This is a genomic window from Pseudomonas sp. PsB, from assembly GCF_043658375.1.
In the GTDB taxonomy this organism is placed as follows: domain Bacteria; phylum Pseudomonadota; class Gammaproteobacteria; order Pseudomonadales; family Pseudomonadaceae; genus Aquipseudomonas; species Aquipseudomonas putida_Z.
In genome coordinates this window covers 132,653-153,977 of the sequence record NZ_JBIGLU010000002.1, presented here as the reverse complement: position 1 = coordinate 153,977, position 21,325 = coordinate 132,653, and the positions used below count along the sequence as shown (strand labels likewise).

The following is a 21,325-nucleotide window of genomic DNA, read 5'->3' as shown; positions in this document are numbered from 1 at the left end:
ACCTGAAAACATGTCCACCAAAGAACATCACCCCAGCGACCTGATCCGCGCCCGCGACCTCGAGGGCGTGGACGTATGGGCGCTGCCCAGCTTCGACCCGGAACCGGAGCCTGAGCCCGAACCGGAGCCGGAACCGGAACCCGAGGTAATCGAGGAAGAAGTCGAGGAAGTGCCGCTGGAAGAAGTCCAGCCGCTGACCCTGGAAGAACTCGAGGCCATCCGCCAGGAGGCCTACAACGAAGGCTTCGCCACCGGTGAGCGCGAGGGCTTCCATAGCACCCAGCTCAAGGTCCGCCAGGAGGCCGAAGAGGCCCTGAAGACCAAGCTGGAAAGCCTCGACCGGCTGATGACCAACCTGATGGAGCCGATCGCCGAGCAGGACACGCAGATCGAGAAGGCTCTGGTCCACCTGGTGGCTCACATGACCCGCCAGGTGATCGGTCGCGAACTGCGGGGCGATTCCAGCCAGATCACCCAGGTACTGCGCGAAGCGCTCAAGCTGCTGCCCATGGGCGCGGACAATATCCGCATCCACCTCAACCCGCAGGATTTCGAGCTGGCCAAGGCCCTGCGCGAGCGCCATGAGGAAAGCTGGCGGCTGCTCGAGGACAGCGCACTGCTACCAGGCGGCTGCCGTATCGAGACCGCGCACAGCCGCATCGACGCGACCATGGAAACCCGCATCGAGAAAGCCGTGGCGCAACTGTTCGACCAGTTGCACGACCATTCGCTGCACCCGGCGGCAGCGGATATGTCCGTTGACCTGGACCGCCCGGTGGATACCCCCGATGCACCTTAAGCGCACCAGTTTCGGCAAGCGCCTGGGCAGTTATGCCGAGGCCATCGAGCTGCCGGCCCAGCCCATCGTCGAAGGCCGCCTGCTGCGTATGGTCGGCCTCACCCTGGAAGCCGAAGGCCTGCGCGCTGCAGTCGGCAGCCGCTGCCTGGTAATCAACGACGACAGCTACCAACCGGTGCAGGTGGAGGCCGAAGTCATGGGCTTTGCCGGGCCCAAGGTATTCCTCATGCCGGTCGGCAGCATCGTCGGCATCGCCCCCGGCGCCCGGGTGGTGCCGCTGGATGACGGCGGCCGCCTGCCCATGGGCATGAGCATGCTCGGCCGGGTGCTCGACGGCGCCGGCCGTGCGCTGGATGGCAAGGGCGGGATGAAGGCCGAGGACTGGGTGCCGATGGACGGCCCGGTGATCAACCCGTTGAACCGCGACCCCATCAGCAAGCCGCTGGATGTGGGTATTCGCAGCATCAATGGCCTGCTCACCGTCGGTCGCGGCCAGCGCCTGGGCCTGTTCGCCGGTACCGGTGTGGGCAAGTCGGTGTTGCTGGGCATGATGACCCGCTTCACCGAAGCCGAGATCATCGTCGTCGGCCTGATCGGCGAGCGGGGCCGCGAGGTCAAGGAATTCATCGAGCATATCCTTGGTGAGGAAGGCCTCAAGCGCTCGGTGGTGGTCGCTTCGCCCGCCGACGATGCGCCGCTGATGCGCCTGCGCGCCGCCATGTACTGCACACGTATTGCCGAGTACTTCCGCGACAAGGGCAAGAACGTGCTGTTGCTGATGGACTCGTTGACCCGTTTCGCCCAGGCCCAGCGTGAAATTGCCCTGGCTATCGGCGAGCCGCCGGCCACCCGGGGTTACCCGCCGTCGGTGTTCGCCAAGCTGCCCAAACTGGTAGAGCGGGCCGGCAACGGCGAGCCAGGTGGTGGTTCGATCACCGCGTTCTACACCGTGTTGTCCGAGGGCGACGACCAACAGGACCCGATTGCCGACTCGGCGCGTGGTGTACTCGATGGCCACTTCGTGCTGTCGCGGCGGCTGGCCGAGGAAGGCCATTACCCGGCCATCGACATCGAAGCCTCGATCAGCCGAGTCATGCCCCAGGTGGTCGATGCCGACCATTTGCGCCAGGCGCAGAAGTTCAAGCAGTTGTGGTCGCGCCTGTCGCAGAGCCGCGACTTGATCAGCGTGGGTGCCTATGTGGCCGGTGGCGACCCGGAAACCGACCTGGCCATTGCCTTGCAATCGAAGCTGGTGGAGTTTCTGCGTCAGGGCTTGCGCGAGAACGTGGGCATGGCGCAAAGCCGCGACCAGTTGGGGGCGATCTTCACGCCCCCGGCCGGCTGATAGATCATGGCGCTGCCCGGACGTGCCGCGCGCCTGGCGCCGGTGGTGGACATGGCCGAGGAGGCCGAGCGCAAGGCTGCCCAGCGCCTTGGGCATTTCCAGCAGCAGGTGGCCACGGCCCAGGCCAAGCTGGCCGAACTCGAGCGGTTTCGCGAGGATTACCAGCTGCAGTGGATCAACCGTGGCGGGCAGGGGGTCAATGGCAGCTGGCTGGTCAATTACCAGCGCTTCCTCGGGCAGCTGGAAACGGCCATGACCCAGCAGCGCCAGAGCCTGGTCTGGCACCAGAACAACCTCGACAACGCACGCGGCACCTGGCAGCAGGCCTATGCCCGGGTGGAAGGCTTGCGCAAGCTGGTGCAGCGCTACCTGGACGAAGCCCGGCGCGCCGAAGACAAGCGCGAGCAGCGCTTGCTCGACGAGCTGTCACAACGTCTGCCGCGGCAGAATCACCTTTAAGCTGCCCATTGGGCTTGCGCGGTACCCTGTAGGAGCGGCCTTGTGTCGCGAAAGGGGCGCGCAGCGGCCCCAGGATTTCAGCTTCGCAGCAAATATCGCCGGGGCCGCTCTGCGGCCCTTTCGCGACACAAGGCCGCTCCTACACTGGGTGCACCGCCTGTGGGAATGGCATGCTTGCCACCCCCGCCATCGCCTGCTAAACCTTTAAGGAGTTGCATCCGCCATCATCGAAGGAATCGCTAGCATGGCAGTCGAGACTGATTTTTCGCAGGACGGGAAAAAGCTGACGATAAAGATCAAGGGGCGCTTCGATTTCGGCAAGCACCAGGAATTTCGTGACGCCTACGAACGCCAGCCCAACCGGCCAGATTCGGTGGTCGTCGACCTGAAGGACACCACCTACCTCGACAGTTCCGCGCTCGGCATGCTGCTGTTGCTGCGTGACCATGCGGGCGGCGATGAGTCGGATGTGCGTGTGGTGCATGCCAGCTCCGATGTGCGCAAGATCCTCGCCATCTCCAATTTCGAAAAACTCTTCGATATCAGTTGAGCGCCGACATGCCGGCCGAACAGGCGTTGACAGTGCTGGTCGCCGAAGACGGTGCCGCCGACCGCCTGCTGCTGGCGCAGATCGTGCGCCGTCAGGGCCATCAGGTATTCACCGCAGAAAACGGCGAGCAGGCGGTGGCGCTGTTCGTCGAGCGGCGCCCGCAACTGGTGCTGCTGGATGCGCTGATGCCGGTGATGGATGGCTTCGAGGCGGCGCGGCAGATCAAGGCCCTGGCCGGCGAAGCGCTGGTGCCGATCATTTTCCTGACGTCATTGAACGAGGAGGAAGGCCTGGTGCGCTGCCTGGAGGCCGGGGGCGACGACTTCATGGCCAAGCCCTACAGTGCGGTGATTCTCGGCGCCAAGATCCGCGCCATGGACCGCCTGCGCCGGCTGCAGGCCACCGTGCTGGAGCAGCGCGACCAGATTGCCCGGCACCACCACCACCTGCTCAACGAGCAGCGGGTGGCCAAGGCGGTGTTCGACAAGGTGGCCCACTCCGGCTGCCTGGCCGCGCCCAACATCCGCTACCTGCAATCGCCCTATGCGCTGTTCAATGGCGACCTGATGCTGGCCGCGTTCACCCCGTCCGGCGACATGCGCGTGCTGCTTGGCGATTTCACCGGCCACGGCCTGCCGGCGGCGGTAGGCGCCATGCCGCTGGCCGAAGTGTTCTACGGCATGACTGCCAAGGGTTACGGCATGGCGCAGATCCTGCGCGAGATGAATGCCAAGCTCAAACGTATCCTGCCGGTGGACATGTTCTGTTGTGCGCTGCTGCTCAACCTCAGCATGCAGCGCGGTTCGGTGGAGGTGTGGAACGGTGGCATGCCTGATGGCTATCGTCTGGCAGTGGATGGCCAGGTGCTGTCGGCGCTGACTTCGCGACACCTGCCGCTGGGCATCCTGGACGCCGAGCGTTTCGATGACAGTACCGAGGTGTTGCCGCTGGCACCGGGCGAGCGCCTGCTGCTGCTGTCGGACGGCGTGCTGGACACCGCCGACGACCAGGAACGCCTGTTTGGTGTGCAGCGCCTGCGCAGGGTGCTGGCCGACAACCGGGACCCGGTGCGGTTGTTCGACGAAGTGATGCAGGCCCTGGAGCGCTTTGGCGGGCGCCCGCGCGATGACATCAGCCTGTGCGACATTCGTATGTTCAGCGCCGAGGAGCGGGTGCCGGCGCCGATGATCTACTCTGATAGCGGCCGCTCCAGCCCGCTGGACTGGTCGCTAGGGTTCGAGGTGCGTGGCCAGAGCCTGAAGCGCTTCAACCCGGTGCCGTACCTGGTGCAGTTGTTGCAGGAGATTCATGGCCTGCGCGCGCGTACCGGCAACCTGCACAGCGTGCTCAGCGAGCTGTATTCCAACGCCCTGGAGCACGGCGTGCTGGGCCTGGACTCTCAACTCAAGCGCGATGTACAGGGCTTTGCCGACTATTATCAGGAGCGCGCCCGGCGCCTTGGGGTACTGGCCGACGGTTACGTGCGCATCGATTTCAAGGTTGAACCGCAAGCTGACGGCGGGCGTCTGATGATCGAGGTCCGTGACAGTGGTGCCGGGTTCGATGTGCAACGGGTGCTGTCGCGGCCCTCGCTGGAGCAGGGGCTGAGCGGGCGAGGCCTGAACCTGGTGCAGCGGCTGGCCAGCAGCGCGCACTGGAGTGAGGGTGGGCGCTGCGCGCATGTGGAGTTCGTCTGGTGAGCCACGGGTTGGCTCGGGCATAATCTGGCTTGATCAAGGAGTGAACAAGTGACTGACATGCATATTGACCACAAGGTACTCAGCGACCTGCGTGAGGTCATGGAAGATGGCTACCTGCAGTTGGTGCAAACCTTTCTCGACGACTCCGAACGGCGCCTGGGCCAGCTGCACGCGGCCAAAAGTGCCGAAGAGCTCGGTTCCGCAGCCCACAGTTTCAAGGGCAGCAGCAGCAACATGGGCGCGGTTGCATTGGCCAGCCTGTGCCAGCAGCTGGAGGAGCGCGCGCGGCGGCCCCCGCTGTATGGCATCGAGGACCTGATCAACCGCATCGACCTGGAGTTCGTCGAGGTGCAGCGCTTCTACCGAGGTGAGCAGCAGCGCATTTCGGCGGGTTGAAACACGACTTGGCGCGAGTCTTGCCTGTCTCTGGCTGGATGATTTTTTTGTTTCTGGCGCGGAGACCGCTCGATGCCTGTCGCACCCAACCCATTGTTGCAAGGCAACGCCATTGCCAACACCTCGCGTTCGGCCACCGCACAGGCCGACAAGCCGCTGCAGGCGCCGGGCGACAAGGGCGACGGCTTCGGCCAGGTGATGGCCCGGCAGGGCCGCGACAAGGCCGCCGGGCAGGACGACAAGGTCGCCGAGGCCAAGCCCAAGGACAAGCCCGAGGCGGCGCAGGGCGGCAAGAAAGCCGCTGCCGACAAACCCGCGGTTGCCGATGACGGCAAACAATTGCCAGCCGACGACCAAGCCCAGGCCGACGCCGGCTTGCGCGATGCCAGCCTGGTTGCCGGCCAGGTCACCGACGCCCAGCCTGGCGCACAACTGATCCAGGCCCAGGCCGAGGCGGTGGCGCCGGTGTTGCAGGCCGCCGCGGCGCAGGCGCAGGTCACCGCCGAGCTACCCGAGGAGGCGGCCGCCGAGGAAGCCTTCGACCCTGACGCCGACCCTTTGGCCAACCTGCCGACCCTGCGCCTGGCGCTGGAACAAAGCGCCCAGGCCAAGGGAGCGACCTCGGCGCATGCGCTGGACCCTTCGCAGGCTCAGGGCGAAGAGGGGCAGATGGCCGTCAATACCTTGGCGAATCTGGTCGAGAATGCCGAGGGTGAAACGGGCGAGCCTGGCGACAAGGCCTTTGCTGGCTTGCTTGAAGATGGCCTGAAAGACACCAAGAGCGCTGGCAGCGATACACGCGTAGACGATTTCGCCAACCGCCTGGCCAACCTGACCCAGGCCGCCACGGCCAAGACCGCCAATGCCGTGCCGGCCAATGCCAGCCCATTGCACCAACCGCTGCCGATGAACCAGAACGCCTGGGCCGAGGGCCTGGTCAACCGGGTCATGTACCTGTCCAGCCAGAACCTCAAGTCGGCGGATATCCAGCTGGAACCGGCGGAACTGGGCCGCCTGGACATTCGCGTCAATGTTGCGACGGACCAGTCGACCCAGATCACCTTCATCAGCGGTCACGCCGGCGTGCGTGACGCCCTCGACAGCCAGGTGCACCGCCTGCGCGAGCTGTTTGCCCAGCAGGGGCTGGCACAGCCGGATGTCAACGTGGCCGACCAGTCGCGTGGGCAGCAACAACAGCAGCAGGGGCAGGCGCAGGGCAGCAACCTGTCCGGGGTGGCGGCGCGCCGGGCCGAGCAGGGCGGGGCAGAGGCAGTCGATAGCGCCCGGCCTGTGGAGCAGCAGGTGGTTGTTGGCGACAGTGCGGTCGATTATTACGCGTGATGCGGGGTGCATGCCTTAAGGTTTTTTGCGCCTGTTAGATCGAGCGCCGCCCGCGCGGCGCTTCGCAGCACAAGGCTGCTCCTACATCTGTTTCGGGCCAATATCTCCTGTGCCAGGTGGGTTGCAGCCTTGGTGCATGGCTGAGGATTGATGAAAAGCAGCCGCGCCCTCCCTCGATATTGAATGGAACAAACAAGGCGGACAGAGGTGAACTCACAGGAGTGACTGGTCCGAAACAGATGTAGGAGCAGCTTTGTGCTGCGAAGCGCCGCGCGGGCGGCGCTCGATCTCACAAGCGCAACACATCTACCGTCGAACCCCTCTAAGCCCCATCCCATCCCTCCAGCCAAAACTGGCATAACACTTGCTCAAGCCAAGCCATCCTCCCTTGAACCCCCCGATGGACGACGGATTATTGGCATGGCGAAGAGCGAAGCAGTCAAAGACCCCGCCACTAAAGGCAAACTCAAGCTGATCCTGCTGGCGGTAGTGGGCCTGTTGCTGGCGATCGGCCTTTCGGTGGGCGCTACCTGGTTCATCATGCACAAGAGCGAGCCGGCCCCGGCCGCCGATCCTGCAGCCAGCAACGTCAAGCCAGCGGCTATCTACGAAGCGCTGGCCCCGGCCTTCGTGGTCAACTTCAACCAGAACGGCCGCCAGCGCTACATGCAGGTGAGCATCACCCTGCAAGCGCGCAGCCAGGCTGACCTGGACGCCCTCAAGGTGCACATGCCGGTGATCCGCAACAACCTGGTGATGATGTTCTCCGGGCAAGGCTTCGACACCCTGGCTGGCAGCCCGGTGGGGCAGGAAATGCTGCGCCAGAAGGCCACCGCAGTGGTTCAGGAAGTGGCGCAGAAGGAAGTCGGCAAGCCGGTCGTCGACCAGTTGCTGTTCACCAATTTCGTATTGCAGTAGGAGTCCGCAATGGCCGTACAGGACCTGCTGTCCCAGGATGAAATCGATGCCCTGTTGCATGGCGTCGACGACGGGCTGGTGCAGACCGAGAGTGCATCCGAGCCTGGCAGCATCAAAAGCTACGACCTGACCAGTCAGGACCGTATCGTGCGGGGTCGCATGCCGACCCTGGAAATGATCAACGAGCGTTTCGCCCGTTACACCCGTATCAGCATGTTCAACCTGCTGCGCCGCTCCGCCGATGTGGCAGTGGGCGGCGTGCAGGTGATGAAGTTCGGCGAATACGTGCACTCGCTGTATGTGCCGACCAGCCTCAACCTGGTCAAGATCAAGCCGCTGCGCGGTACCTCGCTGTTCATCCTCGACGCCAAGCTGGTGTTCAAGCTGGTGGACAACTTCTTCGGCGGCGACGGCCGCCACGCCAAGATCGAAGGCCGCGAGTTCACCCCCACCGAGTTGCGCGTGGTGCGCATGGTGCTGGACCAGTGCTTCGTCGACCTCAAGGAAGCCTGGCAGGCAATCATGCCGGTCACCTTCGAGTACATGAACTCCGAGGTAAACCCGGCCATGGCCAACATTGTCGGCCCCAGCGAGGCGGTGGTGGTGTCCACCTTCCACATCGAGCTGGACGGCGGTGGCGGCGACCTGCACGTGACCATGCCGTACTCGATGATCGAGCCGGTGCGGGAAATGCTCGACGCCGGTTTCCAGTCCGACCTGGACGACCAGGACGAGCGCTGGGTCAAGGCCTTGCGCGAGGACGTGCTGGACGTGGCCGTGCCGCTGACCGCCACCGTAGCCCGGCGCCAGCTGAAACTGCGCGACATCCTGCACATGCAACCTGGCGACGTGATCCCGGTGGAGCTGCCCGAGCACCTGGTGCTGCGCGCCAACGGCGTGCCGTCGTTCAAGGCGCGCCTGGGTTCGCACAAGGGCAACCTGGCGCTGCAGATCATCGACCCGATCGAACGCCGCTGACGGCGTGCCGGTCGCTCATAACGAATTGAATGCCTGTCGAGGAAACCATGGCTAACGAAAACGAGATCACCTCCGCAGAGGACCAGGCACTGGCCGATGAATGGGCTGCGGCACTGGAAGAAACCGGTGCGGCCGGCCAGGCCGATATCGATGCACTGCTGGGTGGTGACACCGGTAGCAGCACCGGCGGCACGGGCCGCCTGCCGATGGAGGAGTTCGCCAGCTCGCCGAAGCCGAACGAAAACGTCAGCCTCGAAGGCCCTAACCTGGACGTGATCCTGGATATCCCGGTGAACATTTCCATGGAAGTGGGCAGTACCGAGATCAACATCCGCAACCTGCTGCAGCTCAACCAGGGCTCGGTGATCGAGCTCGACCGCCTGGCCGGCGAGCCGCTCGACGTGCTGGTCAACGGCACGCTGATTGCCCATGGCGAGGTGGTGGTGGTCAACGAGAAGTTCGGCATCCGCCTGACCGACGTGATCAGCCCCAGCGAACGTATCAAGAAGCTGCGCTGAGTGAAGGGCACGATGCGCGCCATCGCGGCGCTCGCCGCGCTGCTCGCCAGCCAGGCTTGCCTGGCCGCGGCCACACCGGCGGCAACCCCGGCAACCGCGCCTGGCAGCCTCGGTGGGCAGCTGGCGCAGATGGTCTTCGGCCTGCTGCTGGTGGTCGGCCTGATCTTCTTCCTGGCCTGGTTGCTGCGGCGCATGCAAAGCACGGCGGTAAAGGGCGGGCAGGTGATCGAGATCGTCGGCAGCCGGGCCATCGGCCCGCGTGACCGCCTGCTGCTGGTGCAGGTGGGCAAGGAGCAGATCCTGATCGGCCATACCCCTGGCAGCATCGAGGCCCTGCATGTGCTGGCCGAACCCGTGGAAGTGCCGGAAAACGCCCGCCAGGCGACGCCGGAGTTTGCCCAGCGGCTGATGGAGCTGATGGGCAAGGACCCTAAGGACAAGAAGTGATGAGTGGCGCGCTGCGTGTGTTGTTGACTCTGGCGCTGCTGCTGGCGGCGCCGCTGGCCCTGGGGGCCGACCCGCTGTCGATCCCGGCCATTACCCTGTCCAATACCGCGGACGGGCAGCAGGAGTATTCGGTCAGCCTGCAGATCCTGCTGATCATGACGGCGCTCAGCTTCATCCCGGCGTTCGTCATCCTGATGACCAGCTTCACCCGCATCATCATCGTGTTCTCGATCCTGCGTCAGGCCCTGGGTCTGCAGCAGACGCCGTCGAACCAGCTGTTGACGGGCATGGCGCTGTTCCTGACCATGTTCATCATGGCGCCGGTGTTCGACCGGGTGAACCAGGACGCACTGCAGCCGTACCTGAAGGAGCAGATGACTGCCCAGCAGGCCATCGACAAGGCCCAGGGGCCGCTCAAGGACTTCATGCTGGCACAAACCCGGCAAAGCGACCTCGACCTGTTCATGCGCCTGTCCAAGCGTACCGACATCGCCGGCCCGGACCAGGTGCCGCTGACGATCCTGGTGCCGGCGTTCGTCACCTCCGAGCTGAAGACCGCGTTCCAGATCGGTTTCATGATCTTCATCCCGTTCCTGATCATCGACATGGTGGTAGCCAGCGTGCTGATGGCCATGGGTATGATGATGCTGTCGCCGCTGATCATCTCGCTGCCCTTCAAGATCATGCTGTTCGTGCTGGTCGATGGCTGGGCGCTGATCATGGGCACCTTGGCCAGCAGTTTCGGCGGCGTCTGAAGCCGTCAAGGAGAGCCGCCGATGACACCTGAAGTCGCAGTCGACCTGTTCCGTGATGCCCTGTGGCTGACCACCCTGATGGTCGCCGTGCTGGTGGTGCCGAGCCTGCTGGTTGGCCTGGTAGTGGCCATGTTCCAGGCCGCCACGCAGATCAACGAACAGACCCTGAGTTTTCTGCCGCGCCTGTTGGTGATGCTGGTCACACTGATCATCGCCGGGCCGTGGCTGGTGCAGAAGTTCATGGAGTACATCACCAGTCTGTACACCAACATCCCGCAGCTGATCGGTTGACGCGCCGATGCTGGAGCTGACCGACACGCAGATCGGCACCTGGGTCGCCACCTTCATCCTGCCGTTGTTCCGGGTGACAGCGGTGCTGATGACCATGCCCATCTTCGGCACCCGCATGTTGCCGGCGCGGGTGCGCCTGTACGTGGCGGTGGCGATTACCGTGGTAATCGTCCCGGCACTGCCACCCCTGCCTGAGTTCGACCCGCTGAGCCTGCGCGGTTTGCTGCTGTGTGCCGAGCAGATCATTGTCGGCGCGCTGTTCGGCCTGGCGTTGCAGTTGCTGTTCCAGGTCTTCGTGATTGCCGGGCAGATCGTCGCGGTGCAGATGGGTATGGCCTTCGCTTCGATGGTCGACCCAGCCAACGGGGTCAACGTCACGGTGATCAGCCAGTTCATGACCATGCTGGTAAGTGTGTTGTTCCTGCTGATGAATGGCCACCTGGTGGTATTCGAGGTGCTGACCGAAAGCTTCACCACCTTGCCGGTGGGCAACGCGCTGGTGGTCAATCATTTCTGGGAGCTGGCCGGGCGCCTGGGCTGGGTGTTTGCCGCGGGCCTGCTGCTGATTCTGCCGGTGATCGCCGCGCTGTTGGTGGTGAACATTGCCTTTGGTGTGATGACCCGCGCCGCGCCGCAACTGAACATTTTTTCCATCGGTTTTCCGCTGACCCTGGTCATGGGCATGTTCATTTTCTGGGTCGGCCTGGCCGATGTGCTGTCCCACTACCAGGCATTGGCCAGCGAAGCGCTGCAATGGCTGCGTGAACTGGCGAGGGCGCGCTGAGCATGGCGGAAAGCGAGAGCGGTCAGGACAAGACAGAAGACCCCACCGAAAAGCGCAAGCGCGATGCCCGCGAGAAAGGCGAGATCGCGCGCTCCAAGGAGCTGAACACGGTGGCGGTGACCCTGGCCGGCGCCGGTGGCCTGCTGGCGTTCGGCGGCCACCTGGCCGAGACGCTGTTGGAGATGATGCGCATGAACTTCAGCCTGACCCGCGACATCATCGTCGACGAGCGGGCCATGGGCGCCTTCCTGCTGGCCTCGGGCAAGATGGCGATATGGGCGACGCAGCCGGTACTGATCCTGCTGTTCGTGATCTCCTTCGTGGCACCTATCGCGCTGAGCGGTTTCCTGTTCTCCGGCAGCCTGCTGCAGCCCAAGTTCAGCCGCATGAACCCGCTGTCGGGGATCAAGCGCATGTTCTCGATGCATGCCCTGACCGAGCTGCTCAAGGCGCTGGCCAAGTTCTTCGTGATTTTGGTGGTGGCGGTGGTGGTGCTGGTCAGCGATCGTCAGGCCTTGCTGTCGATCGCCAACGAGCCGCTGGAGCAGGCGATCATCCACAGCCTGCAGGTGGTGGGCTGGAGTGCGTTGTGGATGTCGGCCGGGCTGTTGCTGATTGCGGCGGCGGATGTGCCGTTCCAGCTGTGGCAGACCCACAAGAAAATGAAGATGACCAAGCAGGAAGTGCGCGACGAGTACAAGGACAGCGAAGGCAAGCCCGAGGTCAAGCAGCGTATTCGCCAGCTGCAGCGTGAGGTGTCGCAGCGGCGCATGATGGCGGCGGTGCCGCAGGCCGATGTGATCATCACCAACCCGACGCATTATGCGGTGGCCTTGCAATACGACCCGGAGAGAGGCGGGGCGGCGCCGTTGCTGCTGGCCAAGGGGACGGATTTCATTGCCCTGAAGATTCGCGAGATCGGCGTGGAGCACAAGGTCCAGATCCTCGAATCGCCGGCGTTGGCGCGGGCGATCTACTACTCCACCGAACTCGAGCAGGAAATCCCTGCCGGGCTTTACCTGGCGGTGGCGCAGGTGCTGGCCTATGTGTTCCAGATCCGCCAGTACCGGGCAGGCAAGGGCAAGCGGCCAGAGCCGCTGAAGGACGACCTGCCGATTCCGCCGGACCTGCGCCGCGACAGTTGACCTTGTGTCAGGGCTTCTGGCCCTTTCGCGGGTGAACCCGCTCCCACAGGTCCTCTGCGGGCCTTGAAGGCTGTGCGGCCCCTGTGGGAGCGGGTTCACCCGCGAAGAGGCCGGAACAGACAACATAAATCCCCCGTCGAGCAAAGTTGGAAGGCTTCTTGCACAGCCAGCGCCAGGCGCCCCCTGTGCGTCAAAGTTTTGCATCAAGAGGACTCGCGGTGGATCGCACTCAGTTAATCAGCAACGCCCGTAACAACCTGGCCGGGCTCGGCCGGGGCAACCTGGGTGTGCCGCTGTTGCTGCTGGTGATGTTGGCAATGATGATGTTGCCGATACCGCCGTTCCTGCTCGACGTGTTCTTCACTTTCAACATCGCCCTGTCGATCGTGGTCCTGCTGGTCTGCGTCTACGCCCTGCGCCCGCTCGACTTCGCCGCATTCCCCACCATCCTGCTGGTGGCCACGCTGTTGCGCCTGGCCCTGAACGTGGCTTCCACCCGGGTGGTGATGCTGCATGGCCAGGAGGGCCACGGCGCTGCCGGCAAGGTTATCCAGGCCTTCGGCGAGGTGGTGATCGGCGGTAACTATGTGGTCGGTGCCGTGGTGTTCGCCATCCTCATGATCATCAACTTCGTGGTGGTGACCAAGGGCGCCGGGCGTATCTCGGAAGTGAGCGCGCGTTTCACCCTCGACGCCATGCCCGGCAAGCAGATGGCCATCGACGCCGACCTCAACGCCGGCCTGATCGACCAGGCCCAGGCCAAGCACCGTCGTGCCGAAGTGGCGCAGGAAGCCGAGTTCTACGGTTCGATGGACGGTGCCAGCAAGTTCGTCCGCGGTGACGCCATCGCCGGCCTGCTGATCCTGTTCATCAACCTGATCGGCGGCATGCTGATCGGCATGCTGCAGCACGGCATGAGCTTTGGCGATGCCGGCAAGGTGTACGCCTTGCTGACCATCGGTGACGGTTTGGTGGCGCAGTTGCCATCACTGTTGCTGTCCACCGCTGCCGCGATCATGGTTACCCGTGCTTCGGGCTCCGAGGACATGGGCAAGCTGATCAACCGGCAGATGTTCGATTCGCCCAAGGCCCTGGCGGTGTCCGCCGCGCTGATGATCGTCATGGGCCTGGTGCCGGGCATGCCGCACGTGGCCTTCCTAAGCCTCGGCCTGCTGGCCGGTGGTGGCGCCTACCTGGTATGGAAGAAGCAACAGAAGGCCAAGGCGCAGGCGCTGCAGGAGGCGCAGCGCCAGCAGGACCTGCTGCCCTCGCCACAGCGTGCGCTGGAAACCAAGGAGCTGGGCTGGGACGACGTCACGCCGATCGACATGATTGGCCTGGAGGTCGGCTACCGGTTGATCCCGCTGGTCGATCGCAACCAGGGTGGCCAGTTGCTGGCGCGGATCAAGGGCGTGCGCAAGAAGCTGTCGCAAGACCTGGGCTTCCTCATGCCCACCGTGCACATCCGCGACAACCTCGACCTGCAGCCCAGCGCCTATCGCCTGACCCTGATGGGGGTGATCCTGGCCGAGGCCGAGATCTACCCGGACCGCGAACTGGCAATCAACCCGGGGCAGGTGTTCGGCACCCTCAACGGCATCGCCGCGCGCGACCCGGCGTTTGGCCTTGAAGCCGTGTGGATCGATGTCGGCCAGCGCTCCCAGGCGCAGTCGCTGGGCTACACCGTGGTCGACGCCAGCACCGTGGTGGCCACCCACCTGAACCAGATCCTGCAGAAGCACTGCCACGAGCTGATCGGCCATGAAGAGGTCCAGCAACTGCTGCAGGTGTTGGCCAAGGCATCGCCTAAACTTGCAGAAGAGCTGGTGCCGGGTGTCATTTCCTTGTCGGGCCTGCTCAAGGTGCTGCAAGCGCTGTTGTCTGAACAAGTGCCAGTGCGCGATATTCGCAGTATCGCCGAGGCGATCGCGAACAACGCCGGCAAGAGTCAAGATACCGCCGCGCTGGTGGCGGCAGTGCGCGTCGGATTGTGTCGCGCCATCGTGCAAAGCATTGTCGGCGTTGAGTCGGAGCTGCCAGTGATTACCCTGGAGCCAAGGTTGGAACAGATTTTGCTCAATAGTCTGCAAAGGGCCGGGCAAGGTCAGGAAGACGGTGTTCTTCTGGAACCGAGCATGGCCGAGAAGCTGCAGCGTTCGCTGATCGAGGCGGCCCAGCGCCAGGAAATGCAGGGCCAGCCGGCCATCCTCCTGGTCGCCGGCCCGATCCGCGCCATGCTGTCGCGTTTCGGTCGCCTGGCTGTACCGAATTTGCATGTTCTGGCGTATCAGGAAATACCGGACAACAAGCAAGTCACCATCGTTGCCACCGTGGGCCCTAACGGCTGAGGTAGGGGATAATGCAAGTTAAGCGATTTTTCGCCGCCGATATGCGTCAGGCCATGAAGCTGGTCCGTGATGAGCTGGGCGCCGATGCCGCCATCATCGGCAACCGTCGCATCGCCGGCGGTGTCGAGCTGACGGCCGCGCTGGACTACAAGCTGTCCGCCCTGGCCCCGCGTGTGCCCAACGCCGAGCTGGAAGAAGAGCTGCGCAAGACCCATACGCGCATCGCCACTGCCCAGGCCGAGCTGGACCACCGCCCGGACAGCAGCGACAACAACCGCCAATTGTTCGCCGGGCAGTCGCTGACCGCCGCCGAGCCGTTGATCGAACCGCACGTCGATGTTCCCGAGGCTGCTGCAGCGCCTGCGTCGGCGCCGGTCGACCCGCGCCTGTTCGATGCCATGCGCTCCGAGCTGTCGGGCCTGCGCGAGCTGCTGGAAGTGCAGCTCGGCTCGCTGGCCTGGAACCAGCTGCAGGGCAGCAAGCCGCAGCAGGCCACCGTCTGGCGTCGGCTGCAGCGCATCGGCCTGTCCGGGCCGATCGCCCGTGAGCTGCTGGACCTGACTGCCGAGATCGACGAGCCACGCCAGGCCTGGCGCATGTTGCTGGCGCATCTGGCGCGGATGATCGAAATCCCCGAGGTCGAGCCGATCGAAGAGGGCGGGGTGATCGCCATGGTCGGCCCGGCCGGCATGGGCAAGACCACCACCCTGGCCAAGCTGGCCGCCCGCTACGTGCTCAAGTACGGCGCGCAGAACCTGGCGCTAGTGAGCATGGACAGCTTCCGCATCGGCGCCCAGGAGCAGCTCAAGACCCTGGGCCGCATCCTCAACGTGCCGGTGACCTACGTCGACCCGGGCCAGTCGCTTGCCGCGGCGCTGGAGCCGCTGTTGCGCAAGCGCGTGGTGCTGATCGATACCGCCGGCCTGCAGGCCAGCGACCCGGCCCTGCGCATGCAACTGGAAACCCTGGCCGGGCGTGGCATTGCCGCGAAGAACTACCTGGTGCTGGCCACCACCAGCCAGAAGCAGGTGCTGACCGCCGCCTACCACAGCTACAAGCGCTGCGGCCTGGCCGGTTGCATCCTGACCAAACTCGATGAAACGGCGAGCCTTGGCGATGTGCTGAGCCTTGCCATCAGTCATGAACTGCCAGTGGCCTACCTGACCGATGGGCCGCGCATTCCTGACGACCTGCACCTGCCTCGGGGGCACCAGTTGGTCACCCGCGCGGTCAATGTGCAGCAGCAGGACGAGCCCAGCGAAGAGGCCATGGCCGACATGTTCGCTGATCTCTATCACAACCCACGGCGAGCGGGTTGATGATGAAGTGTGTGCAAGGTAGCTATGCCAAAGGGTACGCAGAATTGCCCTACGTGTGGCCTGAGTCCCAGCGAGACAAGGTAAAGAACAGACATGGGTAGCATGCATCCCGTACAGGTGATCGCCGTGACCGGTGGCAAAGGTGGCGTCGGCAAGACTAACGTTTCAGTGAACCTGTCCCTGGCGCTGGCCGAGCTTGGCCGCAGGGTCATGCTGCTCGACGCTGACCTGGGCCTGGCCAATGTCGACGTGCTGCTGGGCCTTACCCCCAAGCGGACCCTGGCCGATGTCATCGAAGGGCGCTGCGAGCTGCGCGACGTGATGTTGCAGGGCCCAGGTGGTGTGCGCATCGTGCCGGCAGCCTCGGGCACGCAGAGCATGGTGCACCTGGCCCCGGCCCAGCATGCCGGGCTGATCCAGGCGTTCAGCGAAATCGGCGACAACCTTGACGTGCTGGTGATCGACACTGCGGCCGGTATCGGTGATTCGGTGGTCAGCTTCGTCCGCGCCGCCCAGGAAGTGCTACTGGTGGTATGCGACGAACCCACCTCGATCACCGATGCCTACGCCCTGATCAAGCTGCTCAACCGCGACTACGGCATGAACCGTTTCCGGGTGCTGGCCAACATGGCGCAGAGCCCGCAGGAAGGCCGCAACCTGTTCGCCAAGCTGACCAAGGTCACCGACCGCTTCCTTGACGTTGCCCTGCAGTACGTGGGCGCCGTGCCCTATGACGAGTGCGTGCGCAAGGCGGTGCAGAAGCAGCGTGCCGTGTACGAAGCCTTCCCACGCTCCAAATGCGCGCTGGCCTTCAAGGCGATTGCCCAGAAGGTCGACAGCTGGCTGCTGCCGGCCAACCCGCGCGGCCATCTGGAGTTCTTTGTCGAGCGTCTGGTGCAGCCCACCAGCGCGGGACCTGTGCTATGAACGCCAGCGGCTTCAAGATGTACAGCCGGGCGTCGAAAGACGCGCAGTACGAGCTGATCGAGCGCTACGCCCCGCTGGTCAAGCGCATCGCCTACCACCTGCTGGCGCGGCTGCCGGCCAACGTGCAGGTCGAGGACCTGATTCAGGCCGGCATGATCGGCCTGCTGGAAGTGGCCAACAAGTACGACGCCAGCAAGGGCGCCAGCTTTGAAACCTACGCCGGCATCCGCATTCGCGGGGCCATGCTGGACGAAGTGCGCAAGGGTGACTGGGCACCGCGTTCGGTGCACCGCAACACCCGCATGGTCAGCGACGCGATGCGTGCGGTTGAAGCCAGAACCGGTCGTGACGCTAAAGATCATGAAGTTGCTGCCGAACTCCAATTGAGTCTCGATGATTACTACGGGATCTTGAACGATACCCTGGGTAGCCGCCTGTTCAGCTTCGACGACCTGTTGCAGGACGGCGAGCACGAAGGGCTGCATGAGGATGGCGCCAGTGGCCAGGTAGAACCTGCGCGTGGCCTGGAGGACGAGCGCCTCCAGGTCGCCCTGACCGAGGCCATCGCCAACCTGCCGGAGCGTGAGCGCCTGGTGCTGGCGCTGTACTACGACGAAGAGCTGAACCTCAAGGAAATCGGTGAGGTGCTGGGGGTCAGCGAGTCGCGGGTCAGCCAGTTGCACAGCCAGTGTGCCGCGCGCCTGCGCAGCCGCCTGGGGGAATGGCGGGCGCGTTGAGCCCGCTGTCGTTGCAGTCGTTTTCTACGTTGTACCGAATTGTGAATGCGCGCTCGGGGCCGAGCGCGTTTGAGACTGCTTGGAGGTCTACTTGAACAAAGACATGAAAATCCTCATCGTTGACGACTTTTCGACGATGCGGCGGATCATCAAGAACCTGTTGCGTGACCTGGGCTTCACCAACACCGAAGAAGCCGACGACGGCACCACGGCGCTGCCGATGCTGGAGAACGGCCACTACGACTTCCTGGTGACCGACTGGAACATGCCTGGCATGTCCGGCATCGACCTGCTGCGCAAGGTGCGTGCCCACGATCGCCTGAAAACCATGCCGGTGCTGATGGTGACCGCCGAAGCCAAGCGCGACCAGATCATCGAAGCGGCCCAGGCCGGCGTCAATGGCTACGTGGTCAAGCCGTTCACCGCCCAGGTGCTCAAAGAAAAGATCGAGAAGATCTTCGAACGCGTCAACGGCTGAGTCACGTCAGGGGGCGCGCCATGGATTCATCACAAACGTCTTTGGGCGAATTCGAATCGACCCTGAAGAAGCATGCCCAGGAGCTGGTCGAAAGCCTGGAGCGGGGCCGTTTCGGCGAGGCGGTGCAGCTGATTCACGAGCTGAACCAGACCCGCGACCGCGGCCTGTACCAGGAAGTCGGCAAGCTGACCCGCGAGCTGCACAGTGCCATCGTCAGTTTCCAGATCGACCCGACCATGCCGCAGGCCGAGGAGGTGTCGCAGATAACCGACGCCACCGAGCGCCTGTCGTACGTGGTCAGGCTCACCGAGGGCGCGGCCAACCGCACCATGGACCTGGTCGAGGAAAGTACCCCGGTGCTCAACGACCTGGCCAGCGAGGCCCAGGCCCTGAGCACCGACTGGCAGCGTTTCATGCGCCGCGAAGTGGCTGCGCCGGAGTTCCGTGAGCTGGTCAAGCGCGTCGACAGTTTCCTGACGCACAGCGCCGAAGGTAACCGCAAGGTCGCCGGCCACCTCAACGACATTCTGCTGGCCCAGGACTATCAGGACCTGACCGGCCAGGTGATCAAGCGCGTCACCACGTTGGTCACCGAGGTGGAAAGCAACCTGCTCAAACTGGTGCTGATGGCCAGCCAGGTCGACCGCTTTGCGGGCATCCAGCATGACCACGATCAACTGCGCGCAGAAAAAGATCGAGAAAAACATCCGACTCGGGGTGAAGGTCCGCAGATTCATGCCGATAAGCGTGAAGACGTCGTGTCCGGTCAGGACGATGTCGATGATTTGCTGTCCAGCCTGGGTTTTTAAGGAGCACGTTTGATGAGCTTCGGCGCCGATGAAGAAATCCTCCAGGATTTCCTGGTAGAAGCCGGCGAAATTCTTGAGCAACTGTCCGAGCAACTGGTCGAGCTGGAAAGCCGGCCCGACGATGCCGACCTGCTCAATGCGATCTTTCGCGGTTTCCACACTGTAAAAGGGGGCGCCGGCTTCCTTCAGCTGAACGAGCTGGTGGAGTGCTGCCATATCGCCGAGAACGTGTTCGACGTCCTGCGCAAAGGTGAGCGCCGGGTCGACGCGGAACTGATGGATGTGGTGCTCGAGGCACTGGACACGGTCAACAGCATGTTTGGCCAGGTGCGCGAGCGCACCGAAGTAACCGCGGCCACCCCCGAGCTGCTGGCGGCGCTGTCGCGCCTGGCCGAGCCGGGCGGCGCCGAAGCCGTTGAAGTGCCTGCCGCTGCGGCACCGGTTGCCGAAGCGCCTGCCGAGGAGCAGGACATCACCGACAGCGAGTTCGAGCAGCTGCTCGATTCGCTCGATGCGGTCAAGGCACAAGCTGCGGCCGACGAGCAGATGCAGGGCGAGACCGTCAGCGGTGAGGGTGACGAAATCAGCGACGCCGAGTTCGAGTCGCTGCTCGACCAGTTGCACGGCAAAGGCCAGTTCAGCGCCGAGGTTGCCGCGCAGCCGGTTGCCAGCGTGCCGGAAGCGGCCAGCGACGAAATTACCGACGCCGAGTTCGAATCGCTGCTGGACCAGTTGCATGGCAAGGGCACCTTCCAGGCCGATGCCTTGCCCGCTGCCAAGGCGCAGACGCCTGCCGCAACCGACACCAGCGCAGCCAGCGACGAAATCAGCGAGCACGAGTTCGAGGCGCTGCTGGACCAGTTGCACGGCAAGGGCAAGTTCGGTGGCGACGTTGCCGCCGTCGAAGCCCCGGCTGCGGCCAAGGTGCAAGCGCCGGTCGCGGCCAAGGCCGACAGCCAGCCCGTGGCCAAGCCAGCCGCAGTTGCTGCGCCGGCACCGGCACCTGCCAGCAAACCTGCCGCAGCACCCCGCGCCCCGGCGCCGGCTGCCGAGAAGCATGGCAGCGAAGCGGAAACCACCGTGCGGGTCGATACCGCGCGCCTGGACGAGATCATGAACATGGTCGGCGAACTGGTGCTGGTGCGTAACCGCCTGGTGCGCCTGGGCCTGAACAGCGGCGACGAGGCCATGTCCAAGGCCGTGTCCAACCTCGACGTGGTCACCGCCGACCTGCAGACCGCGGTGATGAAAACCCGCATGCAGCCGATCAAGAAAGTCTTCGGCCGCTTCCCGCGCCTGGTGCGCGACCTGGCCCGCCAGCTCAAGAAAGAGATCAACCTGGAGCTGGTCGGCGAAGAGACCGATCTCGACAAGAACCTGGTCGAGGCCCTGGCCGACCCGTTGGTGCACCTGGTGCGCAACGCCGTCGACCATGGCGTGGAAATGCCCGAAGAGCGTGAAGCCTCCGGCAAGGCGCGCACCGGCCGCGTGGTGCTGTCGGCCGAGCAGGAAGGCGACCACATCCTGCTGTCGATCTCTGACGACGGCAAGGGCATGGACCCCAACATCCTGCGCGCCAAGGCCGTGGAAAAGGGCCTGATGGACAAGGATGCCGCCGATCGCCTGAGCGAGTCGGACTGCTACAACCTGATCTTCGCCCCGGGCTTCTCGACCAAGACCGAGATTTCCGACGTGTCCGGCCGCGGTGTGGGCATGGACGTGGTCAAGACCAAGATCTCCCAGCTCAACGGCTCGATCAACATCTTCTCGGCCAAGGGCCAGGGCTCGAAGATCGTCATCAAGGTGCCGCTGACCCTGGCGATCATGCCCACCCTGATGGTGATGCTGGGCAACCAGGCGTTCGCCTTCCCGCTGGTCAACGTCAACGAGATCTTCCACCTCGACCTGTCGCGCACCAACGTGGTCGACGGCCAGGAGGTGGTGATCGTGCGCGACAAGGCGCTGCCGCTGTTCTACCTCAAGCGCTGGCTGGTCCAGGGCCAGGTGCACGAAGAGCAGCACGAGGGCCACGTGGTGATCCTGTCGGTCGGCACCCAGCGCATCGGCTTTGTCGTCGATCAACTGGTTGGCCAGGAAGAAGTGGTAATCAAGCCGCTGGGCAAGATGCTGCAGGGCACCCCGGGCATGTCCGGGGCCACCATCACCGGCGACGGTCGCATCGCGTTGATTCTCGACGTCCCGAGCATGCTCAAGCGTTACGCCGCGCGGCGTATTTGATTTCGGTGGCGCACCCTGGCGGGTTGCGCCGCCTAATGGAGTG

The 21,325-nt window shown here is 64.2% G+C and carries 22 protein-coding genes; all 22 read left to right on the top strand.

Translation table 11 applies throughout. The features are described from left to right. The first annotated feature begins 10 nt into the window (after positions 1 to 10). The 22 genes from fliH (at position 11) to ACGLHT_RS05385 (ending at position 21,282) form a co-directional block, all read left to right on the top strand. On the top strand, positions 11 to 799 hold the full coding sequence (gene fliH, locus ACGLHT_RS05490) for a flagellar assembly protein FliH (RefSeq protein WP_274120207.1): 789 nt from the start codon (positions 11 to 13) through the stop codon (positions 797 to 799). Continuing rightward, positions 789 to 2,144 (top strand): flagellar protein export ATPase FliI, encoded by a 1,356-nt coding sequence (gene fliI / locus ACGLHT_RS05485; RefSeq protein WP_274120208.1) that lies wholly within the window; start codon positions 789 to 791, stop codon positions 2,142 to 2,144. The genes fliH and fliI overlap by 11 nt, the downstream gene beginning before the upstream one ends. A gap of 6 nt (positions 2,145 to 2,150) precedes the next feature. Further along, positions 2,151 to 2,603: a flagellar export protein FliJ gene (fliJ, locus tag ACGLHT_RS05480; RefSeq protein WP_025340083.1), complete on the top strand. Its 453-nt coding sequence runs from the start codon at positions 2,151 to 2,153 to the stop codon at positions 2,601 to 2,603. A gap of 244 nt (positions 2,604 to 2,847) precedes the next feature. Further along, entirely contained in the window at positions 2,848 to 3,153 is a 306-nt protein-coding gene (locus tag ACGLHT_RS05475) for an STAS domain-containing protein (RefSeq protein WP_015271215.1), read from the top strand. 8 nt (positions 3,154 to 3,161) lie between these two features. Next, positions 3,162 to 4,853, top strand: a complete 1,692-nt coding sequence (locus ACGLHT_RS05470; RefSeq protein ID WP_274120209.1) for a fused response regulator/phosphatase — start codon at positions 3,162 to 3,164, stop codon at positions 4,851 to 4,853. A 48-nt stretch (positions 4,854 to 4,901) separates the two neighbouring features. Further along, the gene (locus tag ACGLHT_RS05465) at positions 4,902 to 5,249 is read left to right on the top strand and encodes an Hpt domain-containing protein (RefSeq protein ID WP_025340080.1); all 348 of its coding nucleotides are present in this window, start codon (positions 4,902 to 4,904) and stop codon (positions 5,247 to 5,249) included. A gap of 72 nt (positions 5,250 to 5,321) precedes the next feature. Continuing rightward, on the top strand, positions 5,322 to 6,590 hold the full coding sequence (locus ACGLHT_RS05460; RefSeq protein WP_274120210.1) for a flagellar hook-length control protein FliK: 1,269 nt from the start codon (positions 5,322 to 5,324) through the stop codon (positions 6,588 to 6,590). Between the two features lie 420 nt (positions 6,591 to 7,010). Further along, a complete protein-coding gene (fliL, locus tag ACGLHT_RS05455) occupies positions 7,011 to 7,508 on the top strand; it encodes a flagellar basal body-associated protein FliL (RefSeq protein WP_025340078.1) in 498 nt (165 codons plus the stop codon). A gap of 9 nt (positions 7,509 to 7,517) precedes the next feature. Beyond that, complete coding sequence (fliM, locus tag ACGLHT_RS05450) at positions 7,518 to 8,486, top strand: flagellar motor switch protein FliM (RefSeq protein ID WP_013973595.1); 969 nt, start codon at positions 7,518 to 7,520, stop codon at positions 8,484 to 8,486. Between the two features lie 47 nt (positions 8,487 to 8,533). Next, the gene (gene fliN, locus ACGLHT_RS05445) at positions 8,534 to 9,004 is read left to right on the top strand and encodes a flagellar motor switch protein FliN (protein WP_025340077.1); all 471 of its coding nucleotides are present in this window, start codon (positions 8,534 to 8,536) and stop codon (positions 9,002 to 9,004) included. 12 nt (positions 9,005 to 9,016) lie between these two features. Next, positions 9,017 to 9,451, top strand: coding sequence for a flagellar biosynthetic protein FliO (fliO, locus tag ACGLHT_RS05440; RefSeq protein WP_085589202.1), 435 nt, complete (start codon positions 9,017 to 9,019; stop codon positions 9,449 to 9,451). Continuing rightward, positions 9,451 to 10,206: a flagellar type III secretion system pore protein FliP gene (fliP, locus tag ACGLHT_RS05435; RefSeq protein ID WP_003257293.1), complete on the top strand. Its 756-nt coding sequence runs from the start codon at positions 9,451 to 9,453 to the stop codon at positions 10,204 to 10,206. Before fliO ends, fliP begins: the two co-directional genes overlap by 1 nt. Before the next feature lie 21 nt (positions 10,207 to 10,227). Continuing rightward, on the top strand, positions 10,228 to 10,497 hold the full coding sequence (gene fliQ, locus ACGLHT_RS05430; protein WP_013973591.1) for a flagellar biosynthesis protein FliQ: 270 nt from the start codon (positions 10,228 to 10,230) through the stop codon (positions 10,495 to 10,497). Between the two features lie 7 nt (positions 10,498 to 10,504). Next, the gene (gene fliR, locus ACGLHT_RS05425; RefSeq protein WP_025340075.1) at positions 10,505 to 11,281 is read left to right on the top strand and encodes a flagellar biosynthetic protein FliR; all 777 of its coding nucleotides are present in this window, start codon (positions 10,505 to 10,507) and stop codon (positions 11,279 to 11,281) included. Between the two features lie 2 nt (positions 11,282 to 11,283). Beyond that, entirely contained in the window at positions 11,284 to 12,426 is a 1,143-nt protein-coding gene (gene flhB, locus ACGLHT_RS05420) for a flagellar biosynthesis protein FlhB (RefSeq protein WP_274078404.1), read from the top strand. Between the two features lie 218 nt (positions 12,427 to 12,644). Continuing rightward, a complete protein-coding gene (flhA, locus tag ACGLHT_RS05415) occupies positions 12,645 to 14,774 on the top strand; it encodes a flagellar biosynthesis protein FlhA (protein ID WP_025340073.1) in 2,130 nt (709 codons plus the stop codon). An 11-nt stretch (positions 14,775 to 14,785) separates the two neighbouring features. Beyond that, positions 14,786 to 16,093, top strand: coding sequence for a flagellar biosynthesis protein FlhF (flhF, locus tag ACGLHT_RS05410; protein WP_274078403.1), 1,308 nt, complete (start codon positions 14,786 to 14,788; stop codon positions 16,091 to 16,093). A gap of 93 nt (positions 16,094 to 16,186) precedes the next feature. Then, the gene (gene fleN, locus ACGLHT_RS05405) at positions 16,187 to 17,020 is read left to right on the top strand and encodes a flagellar synthesis regulator FleN (protein ID WP_274120211.1); all 834 of its coding nucleotides are present in this window, start codon (positions 16,187 to 16,189) and stop codon (positions 17,018 to 17,020) included. Then, positions 17,017 to 17,757, top strand: coding sequence for an RNA polymerase sigma factor FliA (gene fliA / locus ACGLHT_RS05400; protein ID WP_274120212.1), 741 nt, complete (start codon positions 17,017 to 17,019; stop codon positions 17,755 to 17,757). Before fleN ends, fliA begins: the two co-directional genes overlap by 4 nt. Positions 17,758 to 17,860: 103 nt before the next feature. Further along, entirely contained in the window at positions 17,861 to 18,235 is a 375-nt protein-coding gene (locus ACGLHT_RS05395) for a chemotaxis response regulator CheY (RefSeq protein WP_161551427.1), read from the top strand. A 20-nt stretch (positions 18,236 to 18,255) separates the two neighbouring features. Continuing rightward, positions 18,256 to 19,044 carry a protein phosphatase CheZ gene (locus ACGLHT_RS05390; protein WP_025340071.1) on the top strand — a complete coding sequence of 263 codons (789 nt, stop codon included), beginning with the start codon at positions 18,256 to 18,258 and terminating at the stop codon, positions 19,042 to 19,044. 12 nt (positions 19,045 to 19,056) lie between these two features. Continuing rightward, positions 19,057 to 21,282, top strand: a complete 2,226-nt coding sequence (locus ACGLHT_RS05385) for a chemotaxis protein CheA (protein WP_274120213.1) — start codon at positions 19,057 to 19,059, stop codon at positions 21,280 to 21,282. Positions 21,283 to 21,325 lie beyond the last annotated feature (43 nt).

Coding starts and splice junctions, on each gene's coding strand:
- fliN (WP_025340077.1), top strand. CDS start 8,534: ATGGCTAACGAAAACGAGATCACCTCCGCAGAGGACCAGGCACTGGCC.
- fliP (WP_003257293.1), top strand. CDS start 9,451: ATGAGTGGCGCGCTGCGTGTGTTGTTGACTCTGGCGCTGCTGCTGGCG.
- fliJ (WP_025340083.1), top strand. CDS start 2,151: ATGGCGCTGCCCGGACGTGCCGCGCGCCTGGCGCCGGTGGTGGACATG.
- flhB (WP_274078404.1), top strand. CDS start 11,284: ATGGCGGAAAGCGAGAGCGGTCAGGACAAGACAGAAGACCCCACCGAA.
- fliM (WP_013973595.1), top strand. CDS start 7,518: ATGGCCGTACAGGACCTGCTGTCCCAGGATGAAATCGATGCCCTGTTG.
- fliO (WP_085589202.1), top strand. CDS start 9,017: ATGCGCGCCATCGCGGCGCTCGCCGCGCTGCTCGCCAGCCAGGCTTGC.
- ACGLHT_RS05460 (WP_274120210.1), top strand. CDS start 5,322: ATGCCTGTCGCACCCAACCCATTGTTGCAAGGCAACGCCATTGCCAAC.
- ACGLHT_RS05475 (WP_015271215.1), top strand. CDS start 2,848: ATGGCAGTCGAGACTGATTTTTCGCAGGACGGGAAAAAGCTGACGATA.
- fliI (WP_274120208.1), top strand. CDS start 789: ATGCACCTTAAGCGCACCAGTTTCGGCAAGCGCCTGGGCAGTTATGCC.
- fleN (WP_274120211.1), top strand. CDS start 16,187: ATGGGTAGCATGCATCCCGTACAGGTGATCGCCGTGACCGGTGGCAAA.
- fliR (WP_025340075.1), top strand. CDS start 10,505: ATGCTGGAGCTGACCGACACGCAGATCGGCACCTGGGTCGCCACCTTC.
- fliA (WP_274120212.1), top strand. CDS start 17,017: ATGAACGCCAGCGGCTTCAAGATGTACAGCCGGGCGTCGAAAGACGCG.
- fliH (WP_274120207.1), top strand. CDS start 11: ATGTCCACCAAAGAACATCACCCCAGCGACCTGATCCGCGCCCGCGAC.
- fliQ (WP_013973591.1), top strand. CDS start 10,228: ATGACACCTGAAGTCGCAGTCGACCTGTTCCGTGATGCCCTGTGGCTG.
- fliL (WP_025340078.1), top strand. CDS start 7,011: ATGGCGAAGAGCGAAGCAGTCAAAGACCCCGCCACTAAAGGCAAACTC.
- flhF (WP_274078403.1), top strand. CDS start 14,786: ATGCAAGTTAAGCGATTTTTCGCCGCCGATATGCGTCAGGCCATGAAG.
- ACGLHT_RS05470 (WP_274120209.1), top strand. CDS start 3,162: ATGCCGGCCGAACAGGCGTTGACAGTGCTGGTCGCCGAAGACGGTGCC.
- ACGLHT_RS05395 (WP_161551427.1), top strand. CDS start 17,861: ATGAAAATCCTCATCGTTGACGACTTTTCGACGATGCGGCGGATCATC.
- ACGLHT_RS05390 (WP_025340071.1), top strand. CDS start 18,256: ATGGATTCATCACAAACGTCTTTGGGCGAATTCGAATCGACCCTGAAG.
- ACGLHT_RS05385 (WP_274120213.1), top strand. CDS start 19,057: ATGAGCTTCGGCGCCGATGAAGAAATCCTCCAGGATTTCCTGGTAGAA.